Here is a 24072-nt window from a genome sequence, read left to right as displayed (position 1 = left end):
ATTCATTAATCAGGTTTCATCATTCAAATATTTAATAAATGAAAGCATTTAAAGCATATGACATCCGCGGAGTATATAATTCCGACTTTAATAAAGAAGACGTTTATAAAGTGGGATTTTTCCTTCCACAATTATTAAATACCAAGAAAATATTAGTTGGACGAGATGCCCGAGTATCTTCTCCTGAAATATACGAATACTTGTGCAAAGGAATCAACGATGCAGGAGCCGATGTATGGGATGCAGGCCTCACAACTACTCCTATGATTTATTGGGGAAGTGGAAAGTTTGAGTTCGAAGCCTCCGTTATGATTACAGCCTCTCATAATCCAGCTCGTTATAATGGGCTTAAAATCTCTGGCAAACACGTAAAGCCTATTGGCTATGATACAGGTCTTTCCGATTTAGAGAAAATGATGAATACATTAGAAGTCAATCCTATTGGTCCTGAAGGAATTATTAAAGCATTCGATTTTAAAGAGGAATACCTGAAGTTTCAACTCAGTTATTTAAAAGATATTTCGAATCTTAATATAGCATTAGATGTAAGCAATGGTATGGCAGGTATGTTTATCAAAGACATTCTCGGAAATCAACCTCATTATATCTTTGATGATATTGACTGCACCTTCCCCCACCACGAAGCCAATCCCCTAGAACCCGAAAATATAGTCGACCTTCAGAAATTGGTAAAAGAAACCAAAGCCGATGTTGGAGTTATTTTTGATGGTGATGCTGATAGAGTGATGTTTGTGGATGAAAATTCTAGATTCATCTCTCCCGATTTAATTATTGCACTTCTAGGACATCACTTTTTGGAGGATGCTAAACCTGGTACTCGCGTTTTACAAGATATTAGAACAAGTAAAGCAGTGGGTGAGTATTTGAGCCAGTATAAAGTGGAGATGCACATGTGGCGAGTTGGACGAGCTTTTGCGGCACTCAAACTGAAAGAAATTGATGGCTTATTCGGTGGTGAATTGGCTGGGCATTATTATTTCAAAGATTTCTATTATTCTGATTCTGGCCTTTTAGCTGCTATTCTAGTACTCAACATTGTATCGGAAATGAAGAAAAAAGGACTAAGCCTTTCTCAGCTTATCTCTAGAATTGAGACTTACCAAAACTCAGGTGAAATCAACTTCAAGATCGAAAGAAAAGCTGAAGCCATGGAAGCGGTTAAGAATTACTATTTTGAACAAGCAGAACCTGATGCTTTCTTCGATTTTGATGGATATAGATTAGAATATCCTGATTGGTGGCTCAATATCAGACCTTCGAATACGGAGCCTTACCTCAGGTTTTTAGCAGAAGCCAAAACCAAAGAACAACTAGATGAAGTAGTGAATAAATGTAAAGAAATCATTCAAAGCTTTGCTTAAAAAACTCCTCATATTACTATTTTCCTTTTCTATTTTGGGCGTTTCTTTTGGACAAGACCAACAAGATACTACTCAGATTAGAAAAGGTAGATTAATAGGTGTTAGTGCTTTGGCTGGGACTGCTTATATCGGAGGCATAACTGGGCTATATTATTTGTGGTATAAAGATTATGATCAATCTAAATTTCATCTCATCAACGATAATAAAGCTTGGCTTCAGGTAGATAAAGTAGGCCACAGCTTTTCTGCTTATCAAATGGGACGAGTAGCATTTACCGGTTTTCGTTGGGCTGGTCTAGACGAAAAGAAGTCCTTGTGGATTGGTGGAACCTATGGTTTTGTATTTCTGACCACTGTAGAAGTTTTTGATGGACTATCAACCAACTGGGGCTTTAGCTGGGGCGATGTAATAGCAAACGCCGCGGGAACTGGATTATTCATCGGACAGCAATTGGGTTGGAAAGAACAAAGAATTCAAGTCAAATTCTCCTACTCCCCCTCAAAATATGCTCAATACAACCCAGACTTATTGGGAAGTAAACACACTGAAAGATTTCTCAAAGATTATAATGCTCAGACTTATTGGTTATCCATAAATCCACAATCATTCTCCTCCTCCAGAAAAATCTTTCCAAAATGGTTAAATTTCGCAGTGGGATATGGCGCTAAAGGAATGACTGGGACCTATTATAATCCGGAGGAAATAGATGGAGAGACTATTCCTTGCTTTAATAGAACCCGACAGTTCTATCTCTCCTTAGACCTTGATTTAACCAAGATAAAAACACGTTCAGAGTTCTTAAGGTTGGTATTAGAAGTAGCCAATATGGTGAAAATTCCTTTTCCAACTTTGGAGTATAATTCTGAGGATGGTGTAGAGTTTCATGCTATTTATTTTTAGGTTTACTGATGTTTAAGCTCTTGAACTTTACGTATGTCGAGCTTAGGACAGGGCAAACGCGTACTTTTATTTTTCTAATTGTTTTTAACAAAGCTAACGCGGATTTGGTGTGATTTAAATACATTCCTTAATATTAATATTTTCGCACGGAAAACATTTCCGCGCTAGCATTATACCTATAGATTAAACTATTTTTTTCTAAATATAGCTTTTTAACAAAGTATGCGTTTGCCCTGGAGCTTAGGGAACTTCATTGCTTTTTGGGTGGTTTTTTTTAAAATTTAATGCGTTTTTATATCCTAACTGATGAAGTTTTTTTGAATCTTTTTGTAAGGATTAAAATAACTCGTCGACTATTAGTTCAAATAAATAACATGAACGCCCTTAAGGCACAAAAACAAAAATGATGAACAAAAGAAACATTGGAATCCTATCGATAGCTTTTATGCTTGTAGCAAGCGCTGCATTTATGTTGAATGGAACAGCAAAAACAGACTTAACTAATCCTCAAGAGCAATTGGCATTTGCAAACCCTGATGCAGAATTTGATGGAAAATGCGGTGATGGCAAATGTGGAGACGGTAAAACTACAGTTGATAAAACTGCATCTAAAGATAAAACAACTACAAAAAGTGCCACATTAGAATCAGATATAAGCAAGTGTGGTGATGGAAAATGTGGAGATGGTAAAGCAAAGAAAGATACTAAAGCAAGCCTAGAAGACAAATCAAAAACCAAAAAAGAAAAATGCGGTAGCGGCAAATGTGGCGACGGCAAATAAGACAAAACAATAAATTAAGGCCGCTCTTATTCGTTCTGATAATTCAGATTTCAAATGGGAACGGCCATTTTTATGCTCTGGCATTAAAAGATATAATTGAATTAAAAAAATGAAAATGACTTCATGCGTTAGCATTTATTAAATACTAAATAAAATGTAGATTAATTGGAGTTTGCAGCTCTTTATCAAATGCACTAGAATTTTTAAAAGATAATCTATAATAAATCATCAGGATTACTTTGGCTTATGGATTTTACAAACTAGCCCTGAATAAATGGAACGATATAGACAGCGTAACAAGCTGGTTTGCCAGTATGACTTATCCACTCCCGAAGCTCTATGCCCACATGGCTTCCGGAACTAAACTACTGGTATCGTATTACTTGCCCTTGGTTTTAGATCTCGACTTATTTCTATTCCTTTAATTTTTGTTAGGATGGTTGCCATTCTTACGGTCCACCTTGGTAATGGTTGGGAAGCTGGAAACAGTGGTTTTGAAATACCCTTCTACTATTTAGTAATGTTAATAGTGATTTTTGTTTATGGCCCAGGAAAATATAGTCTTGATGATATTATTAAAAAGATGCAAGCATAGAGGATGGTTCTTGAATAACAATAGAAACCTTGATAAAGTTCTTCTCTCTAAATAAAGAGTGTCGTACTTTATTGAGGTTTTTATAGGTAAGGCTTGATTTATTTGATGACTATTCCACTACCTTCCTGAATAATCTCACCAATAATAGTCACATCTTTCATACCCAAATTCTTTAATTCATTTACATATAATTCTGCATGAGCTGGAGGTAGACAAACCAACAAACCACCCGAAGTTTGGGCATCACAAATCAATAATTGAGAAGTACGAGAAAGTTTTCCAAAGTCAACTACATGCTCTACATAATCACGGTTATTATAAGTTCCGCCAGGAATAATATTGGCAGCAGCTAAATCCTTTACTGTATCAATAAAAGGAATGGCATCAAAACTAATTTCAGCAGTTACATCAGAAGATTCTACCATTTCTTTCAAATGCCCCATTAATCCAAACCCTGTTACATCTGTACATGAAGAAACGTCATATTTAGACATGATTTCAGCTGGTATTTTATTTAAGGAACTCATCAACTCAATGGCTTGTTTTGCTATTTTCTCATTTACTAAACCACGTTTTATTCCGGTAGAGATAATTCCTGTTCCTATGGGCTTAGTTAAAACCAAGACCTCCCCTATTTTTGCGCCTTTATTTTTAATCATTTGGTCAGGATGAACCAAACCACTAACCACCATTCCGTATTTAGGTTCGGGATCTTCAATGGTATGTCCTCCCAAAATAGGGATACCAGCTTCCTCAGCCTTGCTTTGGGCACCTTTAAGAATCAATTCCAATACTTCCATAGGAAGTGCCTCCTCAGGGAATCCAACTATGTTTAAAGCAAAGATAGGCCTAGCACCCATGGCATAAACATCGCTCAATGCATTGGCCGCAGCAATAGCTCCAAACTGAAACGGGTCATCCACTATTGGTGTAAAGAAATCCAGAGTTTGAACCAAAGCCAATTCATCAGTCAATCGATACACAGCTGCATCGTCTGAAGTATCTGTCCCCACCAATACATTTACATCATGAACTTGAGGCAAAGATTTCAAAACCTGCTGTAATTTCTGAGGTTCTATTTTGCAAGCACAGCCTAAGCCATGGGTATACTGAGTAAGTTTAATTTTAGAAATATCTCGATTTTCAGGCAAATGAATTGTAGAACCATCCGCTTTTGGCATTAATATTTTCACATTTGATACCACTTCTTTAACTGCGGCATCTATGTTTTCTTTGGATGTTGTACGACCAGTTGAAAACCGAATTGTTCCCATAGCAAATTCTAAAGGTATATTCATGGCTTCCAAAACTACAGATACATCAATGCTTTCGGAATGACAAGCCGCACCAGCGGATGCAGCAACATTTTCTAATCTTGCAATTAAAGTATTGGCTTCAATTTTAGGAAAGGAAACACTTAAGGTATTTGCCAAACATTTTTCAGCATGACCATTTCTCTTGATATGAGGTAATTCTTTCTTTAATGAATCCCATAGCATATCACGCATATTTGCATAATGAAGCTGATAATCCTTGAGTTTCTCTGTCACCATTTCAGCCGCTTTTCCCAAGCCAACTATCTCCAAAACATTCTCTGTTCCAGCTCTCATATTTTGCTCATGATCTGCACCATGCATCAGCTTTTCTAATACAACTCCCTCTTTTATATAAATCGCACCAATTCCTTTGGGCGCATAAAGCTTATGGCCAGCAATACTCATCAAATCCAATCCCATTTCCTTCACATCCACAGCAACCTTTCCAATGGACTGCGCTGCATCACTATGAAGCAATATACCTCTTTCTTGGGCTATTTTACCAATTTTAGAAATGGGCTGGATACTACCTACTTCATTATTGGCATGCATCACAGAAATTAGGATGGTTTCTTTTTTAATGGCCTCCTCTAAATCTTTAAGATGGATAATTCCAAATTCGTCAACAGGTAAGTATGTCACTTCAAAACCATTTCTTTCTAAATACTTACATACTTCGAAAATAGCGGGATGCTCAATACTTGAAGTGATAATATGATTCCCTTTATGCTTATTGGCAAAGGCCGCTCCTTTTAAAGCATAATTATTCGATTCCGTTCCTCCACTTGTGAAAATAATTTCGGAGGATTCTGCTCCTATCAAATCAGCCACTTGTTTACGAGCCTTCTCTATGGCCTTTTTAGTTTCGGCACCCAGTTGATGTGAGCTGGACGGGTTGCCAAAATACACCTCTAAATAAGGTCTCATAGCCTCCGCTACGATAGGGTCGATAGGTGTTGTGGCATTATAATCTAGGTATATCATGTTTTTTTATTTAAAGAGCAAATATAGGTAAAGCATTCTGATTATTGATTGTCGGCTGTTGGTTACTGGCTATTAGCTGTTGGCTGTTGGCCAAGAAAAACTAATCCAAGGAGGCTATCATCCATTAAACCCAACTAAGTGAGGCCCTGGTAAAGTGAATAAGAATCACAAATAGAAAGCTAACTGGTTAAAAAAAACTGCCTAGCAAATTATTACTAGGCAGTTTTTAGCTTCGTTGAGTTTCTTTCACTTAAGAATCATCTATTATTTTTATCCTTCGACAAGTTGATGGAGCAGTCTTCCAACTTCTGTCATCTGTCATCTGTCATCTGTCATCCATTCAAAACCTTTCTTACTCTTTATAGAATTTCGATTGAGAAACCCCATTTCCAATCACAACCTGAATCATGTAAATCCCAGTATTCAATTTAGAAACATTAATATCTGTTTGGTTTCCGTAGGTTTGATAGATAAGTTGTCCATTACTGGAGTATATCCTTAATTCGGAAATATCACTTTGCAATGATAAATGGATATAATCTCTACTTGGATTTGGATAAACTTCAAAAGAAGCAGTTTCTTTTTGAGGGGAAGTTTCAATTCCCACAAAAGCATTGGCTGCTTCATAATCAGGAATTCCATAACCATAAGTTTTATCTGGATTAGAAGCCTGAGAAGCTGACATTTCTAATAAATCCATTATTTGTTTATTATTAAATTCAGGATTTGCTTGCCATAAACATGCAGTCATACCTGCAATAGTAGGAGAAGAAAAAGAAGTACCATTAGCCGAGCTAATAAAATCACTGTAAGCATCTGCCACTGTTGTTCCAGAACCTACTGCACAGATATTTGGTTTAATTCGAGAATCCATAGGATAGCCTCTAGAGCTGAAAGAAGCAATATTCCCAGAATAATCAGTTGCTCCAATTGCAAAAACACTATCACCATCAGCTGGAAATCCAACATATTGCCATGAACTACTTCCATCATTTCCTGCACTATTTACAGGTAGAATACCTTTTTTAGCAGCTAAATCAGCTCCGATTGTAACAATGGCTGTATTTCCATTTATTTCATTCCAAGTATGATCGAAATTTGAATCATCGAATGTAGTATAACCCAAAGAAGAATTGATAATATCTGCTCCAACACTATCAGCGAATGCAGCTCCAACCAACCAGTTGTATTCTTCTATAATATTTTCGTAATCGGTATATTCCGTTCTTAATAACCAATAATCTGCCTTTGGAGCGGTACCTATCATTTGACCAGGCCAATTGGCTCCCATGGTAGATAAAACCTTAGTACCATGAGTACTTCCTGCAAATGGGTCATTTTCTTCAGAGCAAAAATCTCGTGCTCCTAAAATCTGTCCATTGGCATATAGAGAATCAAAAACAATTCTATCAGGAACGCCAATAAAACCACCATCTAAAACGGCAATCACCATTCCTTGTCCTTGATATCCCATATCATGCAATGGTATACCATTAATCAACTCAATTTGTTCAGTGGCCTGACCATAGTTTAATGTAGAAGTGGATTTTAGTCTTGATGCTTGAATATTATTTTGTTCTAGCTCCTCCTCTACTTCAAAGAAGTTTTTAGGTTTAATAGGAGGGTTAGCATTCACGTCGGCAATTTTTGTAGCACTCTCCACAAAAGACAAAGCAAGAATTTCTTCAATTAATGTCGGATTTGTAGTCTTAACTAATATGGTATTGATCCATTTTACTTGACGTTTCACTTCAACTCCTATTTCTGCAACCTGATTGACATACGAAGAAGTGATAGGTAAATCTGTTAGATCATAACTAATCCCCTGATTTACTCTTCTTTCCATACTTCTTGCAGATAAAAACGCTTCAGGATTATCAAGTGTATAGGTATTATTATCTTTATCAGTAAATTTAATTGCATAATAATTTGGTGCTACCTGAGCCATTAATGCAAAACTAAAGCTCAAGAGTAAAACAGTAAAAATATTCCTCATGATTGATTACAATTTGGTGATTTTTATTTGTGAGTTTCTATTTGCAGCATGTACCTCTACAAAATAGATTCCTCTTGTGTATGATTTGATGTCTATGTTTAACGGACTTCCATTCCAGTTCATTTTTCTTTCTTCTATTAATGCTCCTTGAATATTGAATATCCTCATGGTGAAACTAAAATATTCTTTGGTTTGAAGATCCAAAGAAAATGATTCAGAAACAGGATTAGGAGCCACAGTAATATTTTGGTTTTCTGATTGAAGATTTTCCATTCCTAAAATCCCCAAAGCATTTTCATAATCAGGCAAACCATAACCATAAAGGGTATCCGGTTCATTAAATCTATTGGCACTATATTGTATGGCTTGTTTTACCATCTTTGGACTTACTGTAGGATCGGCAGACCAAAGGCTAGCGGTCATTCCTGCAATAATTGGACCTGAAAATGATGTTCCATTAGAAGGTGCAACCACATCGCTAAACGCAGATGCCACATATGCCCCAGCTCCTCTTGCCACCACATTCGGCTTTATATCATCACTCCAAGGAAAGCCATGGCTACTAAAACTTGCAATATTCCCACTACCATCAACTGCTCCAATACTAAAAACTTGGTATCCATCTGCTGGTGCACCAACATATCTCCAAGAGCTATTTCCTGAGTTCCCTGCACTATTCACCACCAACATTCCCTTACGGAATGCCATATTCGAACCTCTAGTAATAATGGTTAAATCACCATTTAATTCTTCCCATGTGTGGTCAGTTCGTAGATCATCAAAAGTGGTATACCCTAAGGATGTATTTAAAACATCGGCACCAACACTATCAGCAAAAGCAGCACCTGCCACCCAATTATATTCTTCTATTAATGCTTCAGAAGCGCCATCTTCGGTCCTAATTAACCAATAATCGGCATCGGGTGCAGTTCCTACTAAATTCCCTTCCCAATAACCTCCCATGGTACTAAGCACAGCTGTTCCATGAGTATGAGTGGCAAACACAGTTTCTCCTGGAGCTACCATATTTTTCGTTCCCAGAATTTGGTCATTATCCCAAAGTGACTGAAATATTTGTCGCTCGTCAACTCCCACAAATCCTGCATCTAAAACTGCTATTACCATACCCTGACCTTTATATCCGAGCTCATGAAGTTTTTCACCTTTAAGTTGGTTGATTTGTACCCAGCCTCCTCCATAGAAAGCGGAATCGTAGGCTTGAGTAGATTTGTGAGGAGCATATATTTGTTCTTCTTTTAGATCAAAGGATAGTTTATCACTTTTCGAAGATTTAAAATTAGAATTATAAACTTGTACTACTTTTTCCACATCATCTAACAAATCCAAAATTTCCACATCTGTAGAATCTGGTGTTGAAATAATAATGGCATTTAACCATTTTACATGAATAATTAATTCAAAATTATCATTTAAACCCAGGATATTTTCAATTAACTCTGGATCTATAGGTAAATCCTCCTCAATAATTGGAATATTATATTTGGCACGACGATCAATAGCTCTTTGTGAGAGAAACTCCTCTGGTTGGTCCACACTATATGGTGTAAAATTCTTATGTGTAAAATGAACCGCATATTTATATTCCTGAGCTTCTGCAACTAAGAAAACAAATAAAAGTAATGCAAGGCTTAATAATTTCTTCATCTATCTAATTTTTCCCAAAAATAAACATATTAACGAAGTATAGACAGCCTTTATTTAAAAAGGGTTGACTCATTGGGAAAATTATAACAAAATTCAAATGCTACTCATAAGGGTTTCTTTTTAAACTCTCAATGATTTCCTTATCATTATTCTCTTCCATAGATTTACTATTTTGATAAATATATTGCCATTGCCTTTCTATTCTCTGAGAATACAAATCAAAATTATCAATATAATAAGACTGAATATAGTCTTGATAACCATTGAAAACATCATATTCATTTGCCAAGAAATAATCATATTCAAAACTATTAATATTTAATTCTGCAGGTAATTCTGCAATCACATTTTCAGGAATAGTCGGTGCTGAAAAATTTATTTCAGAATCCAAAGGAAAATTCACCCTATAGTCAAAAAATATTTCTTCGTCAGCACTATCATACTTCCAACGAAGAGTTCCCAAATCCGCGTTACCAGTTACCGTAGCTTTAACATCATTAATATTTGAATTACCAAGACTTAAATCAATGCCTAGTGTTTTTAATTGATTTGGAATGTTTCCTCGAGAAGTGAGTTGATAGTTATTAACATTTCCCATCCTAGCACGATAGTAACTATAATAACCTAGGAATACCTCTCCTGGATTGTAAGCTCTAATGGATGTTTCTCCACCATCAAAATAATTGTAATATACTATATTATAATCCCAATATTCACTACTATAATCATCCTCTGACTCAAGGTATACGAACATGCTTTCATTTTGGGGTAGGGTAACATCAACATAATCGTTCATTACCATTAAATCATTATTGTTTACGATAAACTGAGTATCTGAAACAATATTTGATGTTTTTTTAAAATTGGGTGCTTCATTTTCGTTCATGGCGAATATCCATAAATATTCCTTATCAATATATCTATTCAATTGATATTCATTCGAATTATAGATTGAATTTGCATATTCACAAGATGATTTCATTTCTGATATATGGAAATCTCGAAGTTCAAAACCTTGAAGCTCTACATCAAAAGTACCAATAGGTTCATTTTTTTTGCTTTCGCTTTTTGTAAACTTCCAAAGATCTGGCATAACATCCTCATATATTGCAAAAGACACTTTATCTTGCCAATTAAAAACTGTATCATTAATACCTCTTTGTTCTTCAAAAGTTATGATCTGCAAGCTCAAACCACTTTGAGGTAATTCTAAATCATTGAAGCTATACTCTTTTTCATTCTCCAATTCCAAATTAATGAGCAACTCATTTTCTTCAGAATACACCAATACCCAATTTCTAATTCTTTTATATTCATTATCAATATTATAATTGGGTCCAACGGTAAAATTAAAGTATTTAGTCTCTTCAATAATGGGTTGTGTACCATCAACATCAGACTTTTTTTTGCAAGAAATGGAAATAGCAAATAAGATAAATAGGTAAAAAAGCATTTTCTTCATAATAGATGATATTTAATTGGGAACAATATGTATCACAATAGTTATATCAGCAAATATAAAAAAATATTAAATAAAAAAATCCCCAAACCATTAATGATTTGAGGATTCTAATTAGATTCTAGCTATCTTTTTAATGAAGATTTCTTTATTAGACTCAATACTAATAAAATATACTCCTTTATCGAAATGAGAAAAATCTATAATTCGCAAATGGGATTTATTCGAGCAATGTCGATTATAAACCTCTCTCCCATTTATCTGAAAGATCTTTATGTTCTTAATATAATCACCAGAATCTTCCAAGCTTATATTAAGTTGATTTATAATTGGATTTGGAGAAATTTTAATAAAATCATTATTCCTTCCCATTGATTGAATATTTACTAATGGATTATTTATGATGGTATCTAAATAATGCTCATATTGATAATCTCCAATTAAGCACAAATAACCAATTGAGACATAAATTTCATTATAATCTGGAGCTACTAGACCTGTCGAAAAATTAAAATGACATGTACAATTATCCATGCAAGTATCAGCAGCGATTAAGAAAACACTGTCCTGCCTAACTTCTCTGAATAAATAATTATGATCCCAGCAATTCATTAATACTTCACCACCAATAAATAAGGAATCATTTTCGAAATAAAACTGAAAATTATTGACATAATCTTTTCCTAAGCAATCATCTCCTATATGAGAAACTGTATCATTTATCTGTGCAAATGTGGAGATTGAAATAAAATAGAATAATATAATTGAGATGATAATATTATAACAATTTTTCATAATCAATGCATTTATAGTTGGATACCAAAGGTAGCACCTAATTGTATAAATATCAAATACTTTTATTTCAAAACTATATGGACAAAAAAAAAGCCGCTACATAAAATGTAACGGCTCACTTTTCATTTGGTTATAGTCGCTTATTGCACTTCGACTATGCTTTTCATACCTTGTGTAATCGCATCTTGATTCAGAGGAATCAATTTGTGATAACGTTCTGGAAGAGATTTCTTAAGACCAAGGATTACATTTTCTAATTTAACAATAGGTCGAGCAGTTAGGTAACCACCTAATATTACCATATTGAAAATCTTAGAATTACCCATCTCAGCAGCTATTTTAGCTCCTTCAATCTTGTAAATCGTGATATCTTTTCTAGTTGGGTGTTTAAGGATACCATTAGGGTCATAAATTAATACACCACCTGGTTTAACAGTCTCCTCAAATTTATCCATTGATTGCTGGTTAAGAATAATAGCAGTATCATATTGAGTTAAGATAGGGCTACTTACTCTATCATCGCTGATGATTACAGTAACATTAGCAGTACCTCCTCGCATTTCAGGACCATAACTTGGCATCCAACTTACTTCCTGATCTTGCATGATTCCACTGTAGGCTAAAATTTTACCCATGGAAAGAACACCTTGTCCACCAAATCCAGCTATAATTAATTCTTCTGTCATAATTTCTAGTTTTTAGCTGATTATTATTTAACAAAATTTCCGTCCACCTTAATATCTCCCAATGGGAAATAAGGGAACATATTATCAACCATCCATTTATTAGAATCGATTGGAGTCATCTTCCATCCACTATTACAGTTAGATACGATTTCAACAAATGCTAATCCCTTTTTACCTTTCTGAACCTCGAAAGCCTTTTTAATGGCTTTTTTAGCTTTACGCACAGCAGCAGGAGTATGAACAGCCTGACGAGTTACAAAGTTAACTCCAGGAAGTTGAGCGATAAGCTCAGTCATTTTTAATGGACTTCCCATAGTTTCGATTTCACGACCATAAGGAGATGTTGAAGTCTTCATACCTTTTAAAGTAGTGGGAGCCATCTGACCACCTGTCATACCGTAAATACCGTTATTCACAAAGATGATAACAATATTCTCTCCTCTATTGCAAGCATGAAGTGTTTCATTACCACCAATAGCAGCTAAATCACCATCACCTTGATAGGTGAATACATATTTTTCAGGATATATTCTTTTGATACCAGTTGCAACAGCTGGAGCTCTACCATGAGCAGCTTGAGTCATATCGATATTCATGAATTCGTATGCCAAAACAGAACATCCAACAGGAGCAACACCAATAGTTTCTTCAGTAATACCCATTTCCTCAACTACTTCCATAGTAATCATATGAGCAGTACCATGACCACAACCTGGGCAATAGCTCAGCTCTTTGTCAGTCATGTTCTTAGTTTTTGTATGAACTAAGTTTTCGGGTTTCATTATTTCTTTAATATCCATGATTTATCCTCCAATAATTTGTGTCTCCAGAGCTTCTAAAATCTCTTCAGGAGAATGAATAATTCCACCATAGCGTCCAAAATGCTCAGCTTTAGCCTTGCCTTCAATAGCTAATTTAACATCCTCTATCATTTGGCCAGCACTCATTTCAACAGCTAAGAACCCTTTAACTTGATCAGCTAATTTATTCAATTCCTTCATAGGGAAAGGATAAAGGGTGATCAATCTAAAAATACCAGCTTTAATACCTTTAGCTCTTGCTTGTTCCATTGCTTTTTGAGCAATACGAGCGCTAGAACCATAAGCAACAAATACATATTCAGCATCTTCACAATTGATCATCTCATAGCGAACTTCATTTTCGCACATTTGTTGATATTTTGCTTGAAGCTTAATGTTATGTGCTTCTTGTTTGAAAGGATCTAATTCCAAAGAAGTAATTATATTTCTTTCTCTAGTCTCTGGCTTTCCAATAGTAGCCCAGTCACCATACTTATCCTTGATTTCCTCATCTGTCATTCTAGGAGTTTGTTCTGGCATGATTACTTTTTCCATCATCTGGCCAATTACACCATCAGAAAGAATCAAAATTGGATTACGATATTTAAAAGCTAATTCAAAAGCATCAGCAACAAAGTCAGCCATTTCCTGAACCGAAGCAGGAGCTAAAACTAACATTCTATAATCTCCATGTCCACCACCTTTAGTAGCTTGGAAATAATCAGCTTGAGAAGGCTGGATAGTACCTAAACCTGGTCCTCCTCTAACTACATTTACAATAACGGCTGGCAATTCGGCACCAGCGATATATGAAATTCCTTCGAGTTTAAGGCTAATCCCAGGGCTTGAAGATGATGTCATCACCTTTTTACCAGCACCTGCAGCACCATAAACCATATGGATGGCAGCAATTTCGCTTTCTGCCTGAAGACAAACCATTCCAGTTCTCTCTTCAGGACGTTCCATCATTAAATATTCTATCACTTCTGACTGAGGAGTGATGGGATATCCAAAATAGGCATCGCAACCAGCACGAATAGCGGCTTCAGCTACAGCCTCATTACCTTTCATTAATTTTACTTCAGCCATATATATATGTCTTTAATATTATTATTAACTTGCTATTTTAACCTTATAAACAGAGATAACTCCATCAGGACAAACAATAGCACAATTCGCACAACCAATACATGCTTCTGGATTTTCCATGTATGCATAGTTGTAACCCTTACCATTTACTTCTTTTGCTAACAGTATGACATCTGTTGGACAAGCAGGAACACAAACACCGCAGCCTTTGCATCTTTCTACATCCACATCAATTGCACCTTTTACTTTCGCCATTTTTATAGATTTTAATATTTCAATTCCTGCGAAATTAATCAATTTAGAGGAGAAATATTAGTCGGCAGAAGCCCTCACAAATGCTTAGACTTAATTTAGAAATATTATAAATTGATTTTCACAAGATGTGCGTTTACGAACAAAATAAAGTACTGTTAGACAAACAGTTGTGGTTTTACTAAAAAAATAGAGGAAAGACTATCAAGTAGATCGGTAAAATACTGAAATCTAAAATTATAATTTTATTGAGCTCTATTTTTATCTAGGAAGCGATAAAATGAAAGTGGAACCCAGCCCAGAATTTGAGGTAACACGAATATCGCCTCCCAATATTATGGCGAGCTTTTTTGATATAGAAAGTCCTAAACCTGCACCTCCAAATTTTCTATTATAGCCTGTTTCTCCTTGTTCAAATATTTCGAATATCTGTTCTAATTTATCCTTAGAAATACCTATTCCAGAATCCTTCACTTCAATTTCAATGGTATCTTCAAGCGCTTTGAAGGAAATATGTATAAAGCCTTTTTCAGTAAATTTAAGTGCATTCCTAACCAGATTCATAAGTATTTGTTTGAACCTAAAAACATCACTATCTATCAGAATCCCTTCGGCTTGTATATTTAATTTAAAGTCAATATCCATCTTATCTAACATGCTGATTTCCACAGGGAATATTTCGTATACTTCATTAATAGCTTTCACTACATCAAACTCCCCATTTAAGACTTGCATTTGTCCTGATTCAATTAATGAGATATCAAAAATATCTTCTATTAAATTAAGAAGTACATTAGAGTTATTATTGATGATTCTTGAATAATCTCTAATTTCGACAAGGTCTTCCTCATCGAAGATGAGATTAGCAAAACCAATAACGGCATTTAGAGGAGTCCTTAACTCATGAGACATAGTAGCCAAGAAAGCAGACTTCAATCTATCAGATTCTTCCGCTCGTAATTTTGCGCTAACGAGTTCTTTTTCTGCGAGTCTACGAGCAGTTACATCTCGACCTAAAACTATCAGATTTTTTCGGCTTCCATCCTCATTAAAAACAGGTATCTTAAAGACATCATAGATAGCTTCATCACCACTTGTTAATGGGATGATTTCATCACGTCTGGAAATTTTCTTTTGCTCCCAACACTCCTTATCTGTTTGCATACAAGTACTAAATGCACTTTTATACATTGGATGGGTTTCGTTTGCTAAATCAGCATCAGTTTTCCCAAAGTATTTAACCTTTTCAAGATGGAATAATTTCAAGTCTGCCTCATTAGCCAATAACCACTTCCCCTCTCCATCTTTGAAACATATAATATCTGGAGTTTGTTTAATGAGTTCTAAAAATAATTCATTATTCAAATTTGGAGCAACAGGAATTTCTTCATGCTTTTCAGTGATTAGTATTTCATCGAATAAAAGAGTAAAAAAACCTTCAGAGCTTTTCACTACTTTTAATTGGAAAGATACTAACCCACTTTCTTTATTCAGAACCTGAACTTGATTGCTGAAAAAGTTTGCAGCCAATGTTTCAATCCAGAATCCATCGTGAAACTCAGTCCCAATAATTGAAGTAGATAGCGTATTAATTGATTTACCAATCAATTCATCGGAAGATAAACTCAATCTAATTAACATTTTATCATTTACAGACACCACTTCATATGCTGTATCCAAAACGATGATTCCAAATATTCCATTTAAATCATCGAGTTTTAGGTATCCGTTTGCTTGATTAATCTCCGTTTTTTTCTTTTTTCCAAATAATCTCATAGTAAATTGCATTTCGATTCTTCAAAATAACGAAATTATTGAATACTAAAAAAGAATTTAGTATATTAGCACTAACCAACTTATAAACAATTTACCTATGCTACCCAATAGTTTTTACCTTGCCTTTGGCAACCTGCTTTACGCAATCGCCATCTCCGATTCTACCGTTCAAATGGAAGAAATAGAAGAGTTTCATAAAATTACCAGAAATGAACTTAAAAACATAGCTGATGTGCCAAATGACGAAGTTCTACATTTTAATGAATTACTCGCTGATAGCGGTTTTCTAAATAGCTATCATGCTGAAATACCTGCAGATATCGCACTGGATAAATTCCTTGCTTATTACCTAGAAAACAAGAAATTATTCCCTGATTGGATAAAGGATTTCTGCTTAAACTCCGTTTTAAAAGTAGCCCAAGCCTATGGTGGTATTGTGACTGAGGAGAAACAGGTGATTATCAAATTAAAAGAGGCCTTTGAGTGAGAAAGGTTCTTACGGGTTTGTGAATTGTGAATGCCTATATAAGCTGGCTCTTTGATTTATCTTTAGTTTCTGTTTCTTAGAAGCTTTTTTTCAACCTTACCCTATATTTTGTTTAGAACCTAAATTTCCCTTTCTATATAAAGAATTAACAGTCCCTAAAACACATCAGCAACAATCGATATTAAACCCACTTATATTTATTTTTTGATAGGGCAATATTATACAAATGAAAACGAAAAAAACATATATTTGAGCCTAAATTTAAATAAGCCAATTAGAAGGGAACTTGAACAGTGTATTCATCAACTGGATAAATTAAATTATCATTCTGAACACATACATTAGGACTAGGATAGAACATAGAATTGGACCATTATCATTAAAACACAGTAGACATATTATGAGAACTAAAATTTTCTTATTCGGTATTCTTGGTTTATTCTTGCTGGGCTGTTCCAACAATAATCCGCTGATAAATAAGGTAGATCCATTTATTGGAACTGGAGGCCATGGCCACACCTACCCAGGTGCTACTACTCCTTTTGGTATGGTGCAATTGAGCCCCGATACCCGAATTGATGATTGGGATGGCTGCTCTGGCTATCACTATTCTGATTCTCAAATACTAGGATTCTCTCATACCCACTTGAGCGGAACTGGTGTTGGTGATTATGGCGATATCAGATTGATGCCTACAGTTGGTGATTTAAAACTACGCCCTGGAACTAAAGAAAATACGGAGGAGGGTTATATTTCTAAATTCTCTCATGATAATGAAAAAGCAGCGCCCGCATTTTATCAGGTCTTGCTCGATGATTATCAGATAGACGTGCAACTCACCGCCACTCGTCGTGCTGGTTTCCACCAATACACCTTTCCAAAATCAGAATCCTCTCATGTTATTTTAGATTTAAAAGAAGCTGTTAGAACGGAAAAGATTCACGAACTCATTATTAATATAGAAGACAATCATACCATTTCTGGATTAAGAAGATCGGCTTCATGGGCCAATGATCAGTATTGTTATTTTGTGATTGAATTCGATAAAGACTTTAAAGATTTTGGCATTCAGCTAGAAGGAGAAATCAATAAAGGATTAAAAAAAGCCCAAGGAAAAGACATTCAAGCGTGGTTCGACTTTGATACGGAGGATGGCGAAATAATCTTGGCTAAAGTAGCCTTATCTGCTGTTAGTGTAGAAGGAGCCAAAAAGAATCTAGCAGCCGAAATTCCTCATTGGGACTTCAATAAAACCTTGAAGGAATCTCAAAAAGAATGGGAAAAAGAACTGGCCAGAATTGAAGTAAAAGGGGAAGAAAAAGACGAAACTATCTTTTATACGGCACTTTATCATGCCTTAATAGCTCCCAATACTTGGTCGGATGTGGATGGCCAATATAGAGGTCACGATTTAAAGGTACACACAGCAGATCACACTGTTTACACTGTATTTTCTCTTTGGGATACTTTCCGTGGCGAACATCCCCTATTAACGCTTTTGCATCCTGAAAGAGTTAACGACATGATTAAGAGCATGCTCTTGATGTATGAAGCGGATGGCTTGCTTCCTGTCTGGGAATTAGCTGCTTGCGAAACCAATTGTATGATTGGCTATCATGCTGTTCCGGTGATCTATGATGCTTATGCCAAAGGAATTGGTGATTTTGATGCCAATCAGGCTCTTGATGCCATGATAAAAGGGGCTAGGGAAAATATATTTGGATTGGATTCTTATCAAGAATATGGATACATCAAAGCGGACGAAGAAGGTGAATCGGTTTCTAAAACCCTAGAATACGCTTACGATGATTGGTGTATCGCCATGATGGCAAAGGATTTAGGAAGAAACGATATTTATGAGGAGTTTATAGTTAGAGCTCAATATTATAAGAACTTGTATGATGCTTCTACTGGTTTTATGCGCGCCAAAATAAACGGGCAATGGCAAAAGCCTTTTAGTCCAACAGAAGTAAACTTCCATTTTACCGAAGCCAATAGCTGGCAGTATAGTATGTTTGTTCCACAGGATGTGAATGGATTGATAGCCTTACATGGTGGAGAAAAGAATTTCAGTAAAAAACTGGACGAGTTATTCGAAACCGAAATGAAATTAAGTGGTCGTCACCAATCGGATATTACAGGTTTAATTGGTCAATATGCACACGGAAACGAACCCAGCCACCACATGGCATACTTATATAATTTTGTGGGAGAACCTTGGAAAGCACAAAAGGTATTATCACAAATCATGAACGAATTATATCACGATCAACCCGATGGTTTGAGTGGTAATGAAGATTGTGGTCAGATGTCGGCATGGTATGTTTTAAGCTCTATGGGCTTCTATCCTGTTACACCAGGAAGCAATGACTATATAATAGGTACACCTATTTTTGAATCGGTGAAATTAAGACTCGACAATGGGACTATGTTTGAAATAAAAGCGGAGAATTATGGTAAGCAAAATATTTATGTGCAATCTACCAATATGAACTCGTCTCCTCTCCTACGCAGCTATATCACTCATGAAGAAATAGCCAGTGGAGGAATCTTAAACTTCAATATGGGCGCAGCAGCCAATGAGACCTACGGGCAAGACGAGAGCAGCAGACCTCAAATGGAAATCACAGATTTATTGATATGCCCTCCTCCGACCATCATCAGCGAGACTCAGACTTTTAAAGACGACTTGAAAATAGAAATGGTGAATCCTGTTACGGATGCCAAAACCTATTATACCATAGATGGCAGTGAGCCAACAGCGCAATCTAAGCTCTATACCAAGCCACTCCTTATTAATAGGTCAACTTCCTTTAAAATAAAGTCTATCCATCCCAAATGGGGAGAAAGCGCCAGTATAGAAAGTAAATTCTATAAAATAGATGCCAGTAAGAGTTTAGAACTCACCTATGCCTATAGTCCATTATATGCAGCAGGAGGCGATTTGGCCCTAATAGACAATATCAGAGGAAATCATAATTTTAAAACCGGTACATGGCAAGGATTCTATAACACTCCTGTGGAGGCCATCGTGACCTTTGCCAAAAAGAAAAGACTCAGTGAGCTCACCATGACCTTTATTCAGGATCAAGGTTCTTGGATTTTCCTCCCAAAGAAGGTGAGTTTTTATATTTCTAATGATAAAGAGAACTGGAAATTGGTGGGTAGTTTAGATAATGATATCGATATGAAAAAGTCTCCTATCACTCATGATTTTAGGGTTAAGATGAAGTCGAAGCGCGTGAAATATGTAAAGATTGTGGCAGAGAATGCAGGTCCTTGTCCAGCATGGCATTTGGGTGCTGGTGGGGATACTTGGATGTTTGCTGATGAGATTGTATTGAAGTAATCTTAAGAGGAACGCTAATTTTCGCTGATTAATGGATTAGAATAAAGGGTCCGCGAATTTTCGCTGATGACACGGATGATTTAATCATGCTCAAAACCCTTAGTGGCACTTTGTAAAAACCTTTGATTTCCTTTGTGGTAAAGCTATTACACAGAGTTGCACAGAGAAGACTCAGAGGTTCTCAAAGAAGTAAATAGATAAGAGGCAAAAAAATAATTGGTCCGCGAATTTTCGCTGATGACACGGATGATAAATCATGCTCAAAACCCTTAGTGGCACTTTGTGAAAACCTTTGGGTTCCTTTGTGGTTAAGTTATTACACAGAGTTGCACAGAGAAGACTCAGAGGTTCTCAAAGAAGAAACTAGATAAGAAGCAAAAAAATAATTGGTCCACGAATTATAGCTAATTAGATTGTAAAAAGAGGAACGCTAATTTTCGCTGATTAATGAATTAGAAAAGGGCTCCACGGATTTACGCTGATGACACGGATGATAAATCATGTTCAAAAACCCTTAGTGGCACTTCGTGAACACCTTTGAGTTCCTTTGTAGTAAAGCTTTTATAAGCATTAGAATAATTACCAATTAAGAAATATTTAGTCCACTGTGGATCACGAATGACACAGATAAAAATTAGCGAAAATTAGCGTTCTCCATGGACTATTCATATCTTTTCAAGCGTACTTCACTCTCCCTAACTTTCCAATGTAGTGCCACAAATTGTCTATAATACCAGTAAATAATGAACTCTCCATACCCTCCTCTTATTTAGAACCACTATAATTTATCTAACCTATATCATACAAATCATATATTCACTATATTCGCCTTTGCAAATACTTTAAAGCATGAAACACTACTATTCCAGTTTATCCCTATTATTTAGATACTAAATTTCATGGTTTATTGATATTGCATATGATGAACTCAAAATACTTTGAGTGTGTATATTGTTTATATTCCTGATATTTGGGGGCATAAGAACACCTTTTTGTAAAATATAAAAGAGATATAGAAACAATAGACTATATGCAGACGTTACCCACAAGCTAAAAATAGTCACACATCAAGCACATCTATTTTTGCTCGTGCCTCTCATAAATAAAAGAGCTTGCTATAGCAAACGCAAAGAATGAAAAACATGAAAAATTCACATGACCCAATAAAGCAGATTAGATTTTTAAGTCAGACATTATCAAATGATAAGAAACCTCTATCATTCTTTCTTTCTGCTGGTTGTCCTTTAGGAGTTGAAATGCCTGAAGACAAATGGCCACTAATTCCTGCAATTAAGGAATTAAGTCAAAAGGTAAATGCCGAATTATTAAATGAGGATAAAGTACATCTACGATATGCGGAGTTTATAGAAGAAATTAAAAAAGATGGAAAAGATCATGAAAATATTGAATTGGTTTTAAGTTTTGCTAGGTCATTAACAGAAGTCTCGATTGGGGGAGCTGTGAGAGGTTTTTCACAAGAAGAATTAATTGAATTAGAAAAGCAAATTTGTTTAATAATCGCAAAATTAATAAATGTCGAGTTGCCAGATGAAATTACGCCCTATCATAAATTTGCTTCTTGGATAGCTTCAATTGATAGAGAAAAGGCCGTTGAGATATTTACAACTAATTATGATTTATTAATGGAGCAAGCATTGGAAGAAACCTCTGTTCCATACTTTGATGGTTTTGTAGGTGCAAGAAACACGTTCTTTGATCTAAGAGCAATTGAAGAAAATGCCATTCCGAATCACTGGACAAGATTATGGAAAATTCATGGTTCATTGAATTGGTATCAATCGGAAAATGCAGTTCATCGAAGCACTGGAAGCAATATTCAGAATCAAGAATCACATTTGATCTATCCTTCTCATCTAAAATATGACCAAAGTAGAAAAATGCCTTATTTGGCTTTAATTGACCGTTTAACAAGTTCGATCAAGAAAGAGCCTAGTGTTTTGATATCAACTGGCTATTCTTTCAATGATGAGCATATTAATGATTCAATATTAAATGCATTAAAAGCGAATCCTACTTCAATGGTAATTGCATTGTTATTTGGAAATCTATCTGATTATCCAAGAGCTGAAGAAATAGCCAAACGAAGACCAAATATTAGTCTTTGGGCTTTTGATAAGGCAATAATCGGAACTAAAAAAGGGGATTGGCAACCTGTCGATGATTTTGAAGCTGAAGATAATATTGGAAATGTTATAAAAAAAGAGGAGAAGGATGATCCTGAGAACCCTGAAAGTAAAATTATTTCTTGGAAATTAACTCTTGGAGATTTTTCAAGATTAGGAGATTTTTTACAAGAATTAGTTGGTAATGAAAATGAAGAAAACTAATGAAAAGTAAAGCTACATTTCTAGGAACAATCGAAGATGTTAATGGGGCAAGTGTCCGTATCTTATTATCAAATGAATCACTATCAGGTCTAGTTTATGTTGATGGGCAAGGTTATCGTATTGGCCAAATTGGAACTTTTATAAAAATCCCAATAGGGTTCACTCTACTTTATGGAATTATTTCACAAGTTGGAGCAAGTTCAGTGCCTGAAAATCGTATAGACCAGCAGCCATATGGGAATAGATGGATGACTGTTCAATTAGTTGGTGAAGGCTCGGCAAATGGTAATTTTCAACGTGGTATAAGTCAATATCCAACTATCGGAGATGAAGCTCATTTAGTTTCAGAAAGGGATTTAACAAAGATTTATGGCAAAGTAACGGATGTAAATTATATTAAAATCGGAAATATTGCTAGTTCTGAATCAATACCTGCTCTTTTAGATATTGATAAATTAATAACAAGACATTCTACAATTGTTGGTTCTACTGGTTCTGGTAAGTCTAATACCGTTACCGCTTTATTAAAAGCTATTAATTCCAATAATTATCCTAAAGCTAAGATCATATTAATTGATCCACACTCAGAATATCACACTGCATTAGAGGATTTTAGTAAAGTTTACTCTTTAGACGGTGTGAATAAATTAAAAATTCCATATTGGTGTTTATCCTACAATGAATTAGCACTAATACTATTTGATAAAAAACAATCAATTGATTCTCCTCAGGATTTAAGAATACAACAAGAAATTCTAAAACAGAAGATTACTATATCGCAAGATTTGAAATCTGGTAGTATTCCCGAGAATCAAATTACAGTCAATTCACCAATCCCATTTGACCTGAAGCAGATTTGGTATGATTTATATATTGAAACTTTTGCAACGGTTAACACTAAGGGGGATTTTGATACTATTGCTTATAAAAGGGATGGACAAGGTGTAGAGCTGAAAGGAAATAAAGAAACTCTTGAATTGCCAGAATTTATACCACCTGGCACAGGTGGTTCTTCTCCATTTATATTTACAACCAATAAGTTATTATCCTCATATTTAAATAAACTTAGAGGCAAACTTTTGGACAATAGGGTTGACTTTATTTTTGATCCCGAAGATTTTGATGGAGTTACAAAAGATTTAGATGACCTATTAAATGAATGGGTAAATCATGACAAGCCAATAACTATTTTGGACTTAGGTGGTGTTCCATTTGATACTATGGATTTAGCTGTTGGTTTAATTTCTAGGTTAACTTTTGAAACTATGTTTTGGGGGAGATTTCGGGTCAAGTTAATTTTTATGGGGACTACGAAAAAAGCTTTGATAATCTAAAGAGGAAAAACGATACATCCGTAACGCCTCTGAGGTTAGATCTAAAAAGCTTTATTTTAGCATTGAAAGATTCCGCA

The 24072-nt window shown here is 35.3% G+C and carries 19 protein-coding genes and 2 pseudogenes; 9 read left to right on the top strand and 12 right to left on the bottom strand.

Annotation, left to right across the window (positions count from 1 at the left end; translation table 11 throughout):
* Positions 1-38: 38 nt before the first annotated feature.
* The 5 genes from HNS40_RS07940 (at position 39) to HNS40_RS07925 (ending at position 3659) form a co-directional block, all read left to right on the top strand.
* Positions 39-1382, top strand: a complete 1344-nt coding sequence (locus HNS40_RS07940) for a phosphomannomutase/phosphoglucomutase (protein WP_172279455.1) — start codon at positions 39-41, stop codon at positions 1380-1382.
* Positions 1375-2283 carry a DUF2279 domain-containing protein gene (locus HNS40_RS07935; protein ID WP_172279453.1) on the top strand — a complete coding sequence of 303 codons (909 nt, stop codon included), beginning with the start codon at positions 1375-1377 and terminating at the stop codon, positions 2281-2283. The genes HNS40_RS07940 and HNS40_RS07935 overlap by 8 nt, the downstream gene beginning before the upstream one ends.
* Before the next feature lie 406 nt (positions 2284-2689).
* Positions 2690-3064 carry a hypothetical protein gene (locus HNS40_RS07930; RefSeq protein WP_172279451.1) on the top strand — a complete coding sequence of 125 codons (375 nt, stop codon included), beginning with the start codon at positions 2690-2692 and terminating at the stop codon, positions 3062-3064.
* 224 nt (positions 3065-3288) lie between these two features.
* A complete protein-coding gene (locus HNS40_RS23700) occupies positions 3289-3489 on the top strand; it encodes a DoxX family membrane protein (protein WP_371742929.1) in 201 nt (66 codons plus the stop codon).
* Positions 3490-3500: 11 nt separating this feature from the next.
* Positions 3501-3659, top strand: a complete 159-nt coding sequence (locus HNS40_RS07925) for a DoxX family protein (protein WP_172279449.1) — start codon at positions 3501-3503, stop codon at positions 3657-3659.
* Positions 3660-3757: 98 nt separating this feature from the next.
* Here the strand turns inward: HNS40_RS07925 and selD are convergent, their stop codons facing one another.
* The 11 genes and pseudogenes from selD to HNS40_RS07875 form a co-directional block, all read right to left on the bottom strand.
* The gene (gene selD, locus HNS40_RS23695) at positions 3758-4792 is read right to left on the bottom strand and encodes a selenide, water dikinase SelD (RefSeq protein ID WP_371742928.1); all 1035 of its coding nucleotides are present in this window, start codon (positions 4790-4792) and stop codon (positions 3758-3760) included.
* A gap of 84 nt (positions 4793-4876) precedes the next feature.
* Positions 4877-5959, bottom strand: a pseudogene (locus tag HNS40_RS23690) (cysteine desulfurase family protein); the annotation flags it as partial.
* Between the two features lie 352 nt (positions 5960-6311).
* Positions 6312-7955, bottom strand: a complete 1644-nt coding sequence (locus HNS40_RS07915; protein ID WP_172279445.1) for a S8/S53 family peptidase — start codon at positions 7953-7955, stop codon at positions 6312-6314.
* Positions 7956-7961: 6 nt separating this feature from the next.
* Positions 7962-9620 (bottom strand): S8/S53 family peptidase, encoded by a 1659-nt coding sequence (locus HNS40_RS07910; protein WP_172279443.1) that lies wholly within the window; start codon positions 9618-9620, stop codon positions 7962-7964.
* Positions 9621-9720: 100 nt separating this feature from the next.
* Positions 9721-11082 carry a hypothetical protein gene (locus tag HNS40_RS07905; protein ID WP_172279441.1) on the bottom strand — a complete coding sequence of 454 codons (1362 nt, stop codon included), beginning with the start codon at positions 11080-11082 and terminating at the stop codon, positions 9721-9723.
* A 111-nt stretch (positions 11083-11193) separates the two neighbouring features.
* On the bottom strand, positions 11194-11874 hold the full coding sequence (locus HNS40_RS07900) for a T9SS type A sorting domain-containing protein (protein ID WP_172279439.1): 681 nt from the start codon (positions 11872-11874) through the stop codon (positions 11194-11196).
* A 140-nt stretch (positions 11875-12014) separates the two neighbouring features.
* Positions 12015-12560 carry a 2-oxoacid:acceptor oxidoreductase family protein gene (locus HNS40_RS07895; RefSeq protein ID WP_172279437.1) on the bottom strand — a complete coding sequence of 182 codons (546 nt, stop codon included), beginning with the start codon at positions 12558-12560 and terminating at the stop codon, positions 12015-12017.
* A gap of 23 nt (positions 12561-12583) precedes the next feature.
* Positions 12584-13360, bottom strand: coding sequence for a thiamine pyrophosphate-dependent enzyme (locus tag HNS40_RS07890; protein ID WP_172279436.1), 777 nt, complete (start codon positions 13358-13360; stop codon positions 12584-12586).
* A 3-nt stretch (positions 13361-13363) separates the two neighbouring features.
* Complete coding sequence (locus HNS40_RS07885) at positions 13364-14449, bottom strand: 3-methyl-2-oxobutanoate dehydrogenase subunit VorB (RefSeq protein ID WP_172279434.1); 1086 nt, start codon at positions 14447-14449, stop codon at positions 13364-13366.
* 24 nt (positions 14450-14473) lie between these two features.
* Complete coding sequence (locus tag HNS40_RS07880) at positions 14474-14704, bottom strand: ferredoxin family protein (protein ID WP_172279432.1); 231 nt, start codon at positions 14702-14704, stop codon at positions 14474-14476.
* A 258-nt stretch (positions 14705-14962) separates the two neighbouring features.
* Entirely contained in the window at positions 14963-16477 is a 1515-nt protein-coding gene (locus tag HNS40_RS07875) for a PAS domain-containing sensor histidine kinase (RefSeq protein ID WP_172279430.1), read from the bottom strand.
* Positions 16478-16574: 97 nt separating this feature from the next.
* Here HNS40_RS07875 and HNS40_RS07870 point away from each other — a divergent pair, with 97 nt between their 5' ends.
* From HNS40_RS07870 to HNS40_RS07855, 4 genes are all read left to right on the top strand, one after another.
* A complete protein-coding gene (locus HNS40_RS07870) occupies positions 16575-16964 on the top strand; it encodes a hypothetical protein (protein ID WP_172279428.1) in 390 nt (129 codons plus the stop codon).
* Positions 16965-17364: 400 nt separating this feature from the next.
* Positions 17365-20313 (top strand): GH92 family glycosyl hydrolase, encoded by a 2949-nt coding sequence (locus tag HNS40_RS07865; protein ID WP_172279426.1) that lies wholly within the window; start codon positions 17365-17367, stop codon positions 20311-20313.
* Positions 20314-21446: 1133 nt separating this feature from the next.
* Positions 21447-22661: an SIR2 family protein gene (locus HNS40_RS07860; protein ID WP_216664158.1), complete on the top strand. Its 1215-nt coding sequence runs from the start codon at positions 21447-21449 to the stop codon at positions 22659-22661.
* Entirely contained in the window at positions 22661-23995 is a 1335-nt protein-coding gene (locus tag HNS40_RS07855; protein WP_172279424.1) for an ATP-binding protein, read from the top strand. The genes HNS40_RS07860 and HNS40_RS07855 overlap by 1 nt, the downstream gene beginning before the upstream one ends.
* On the opposite strand, the pseudogene HNS40_RS23115 reads toward HNS40_RS07855, so the two are convergent.
* Positions 23970-24072: pseudogene (locus HNS40_RS23115) on the bottom strand (DDE transposase); the annotation flags it as partial. The gene HNS40_RS07855 and the pseudogene HNS40_RS23115 sit on opposite strands and share 26 nt — an antisense overlap.

The sequence above is a fragment of the Lentimicrobium sp. S6 genome, assembly GCF_013166635.1.
Classification (GTDB): Bacteria; Bacteroidota; Bacteroidia; order Bacteroidales; family UBA12170; genus UBA12170.
The sequence above is the reverse complement of the archived record's forward strand: the minus strand, read 5'-3'. Positions and strand labels throughout refer to the sequence as shown.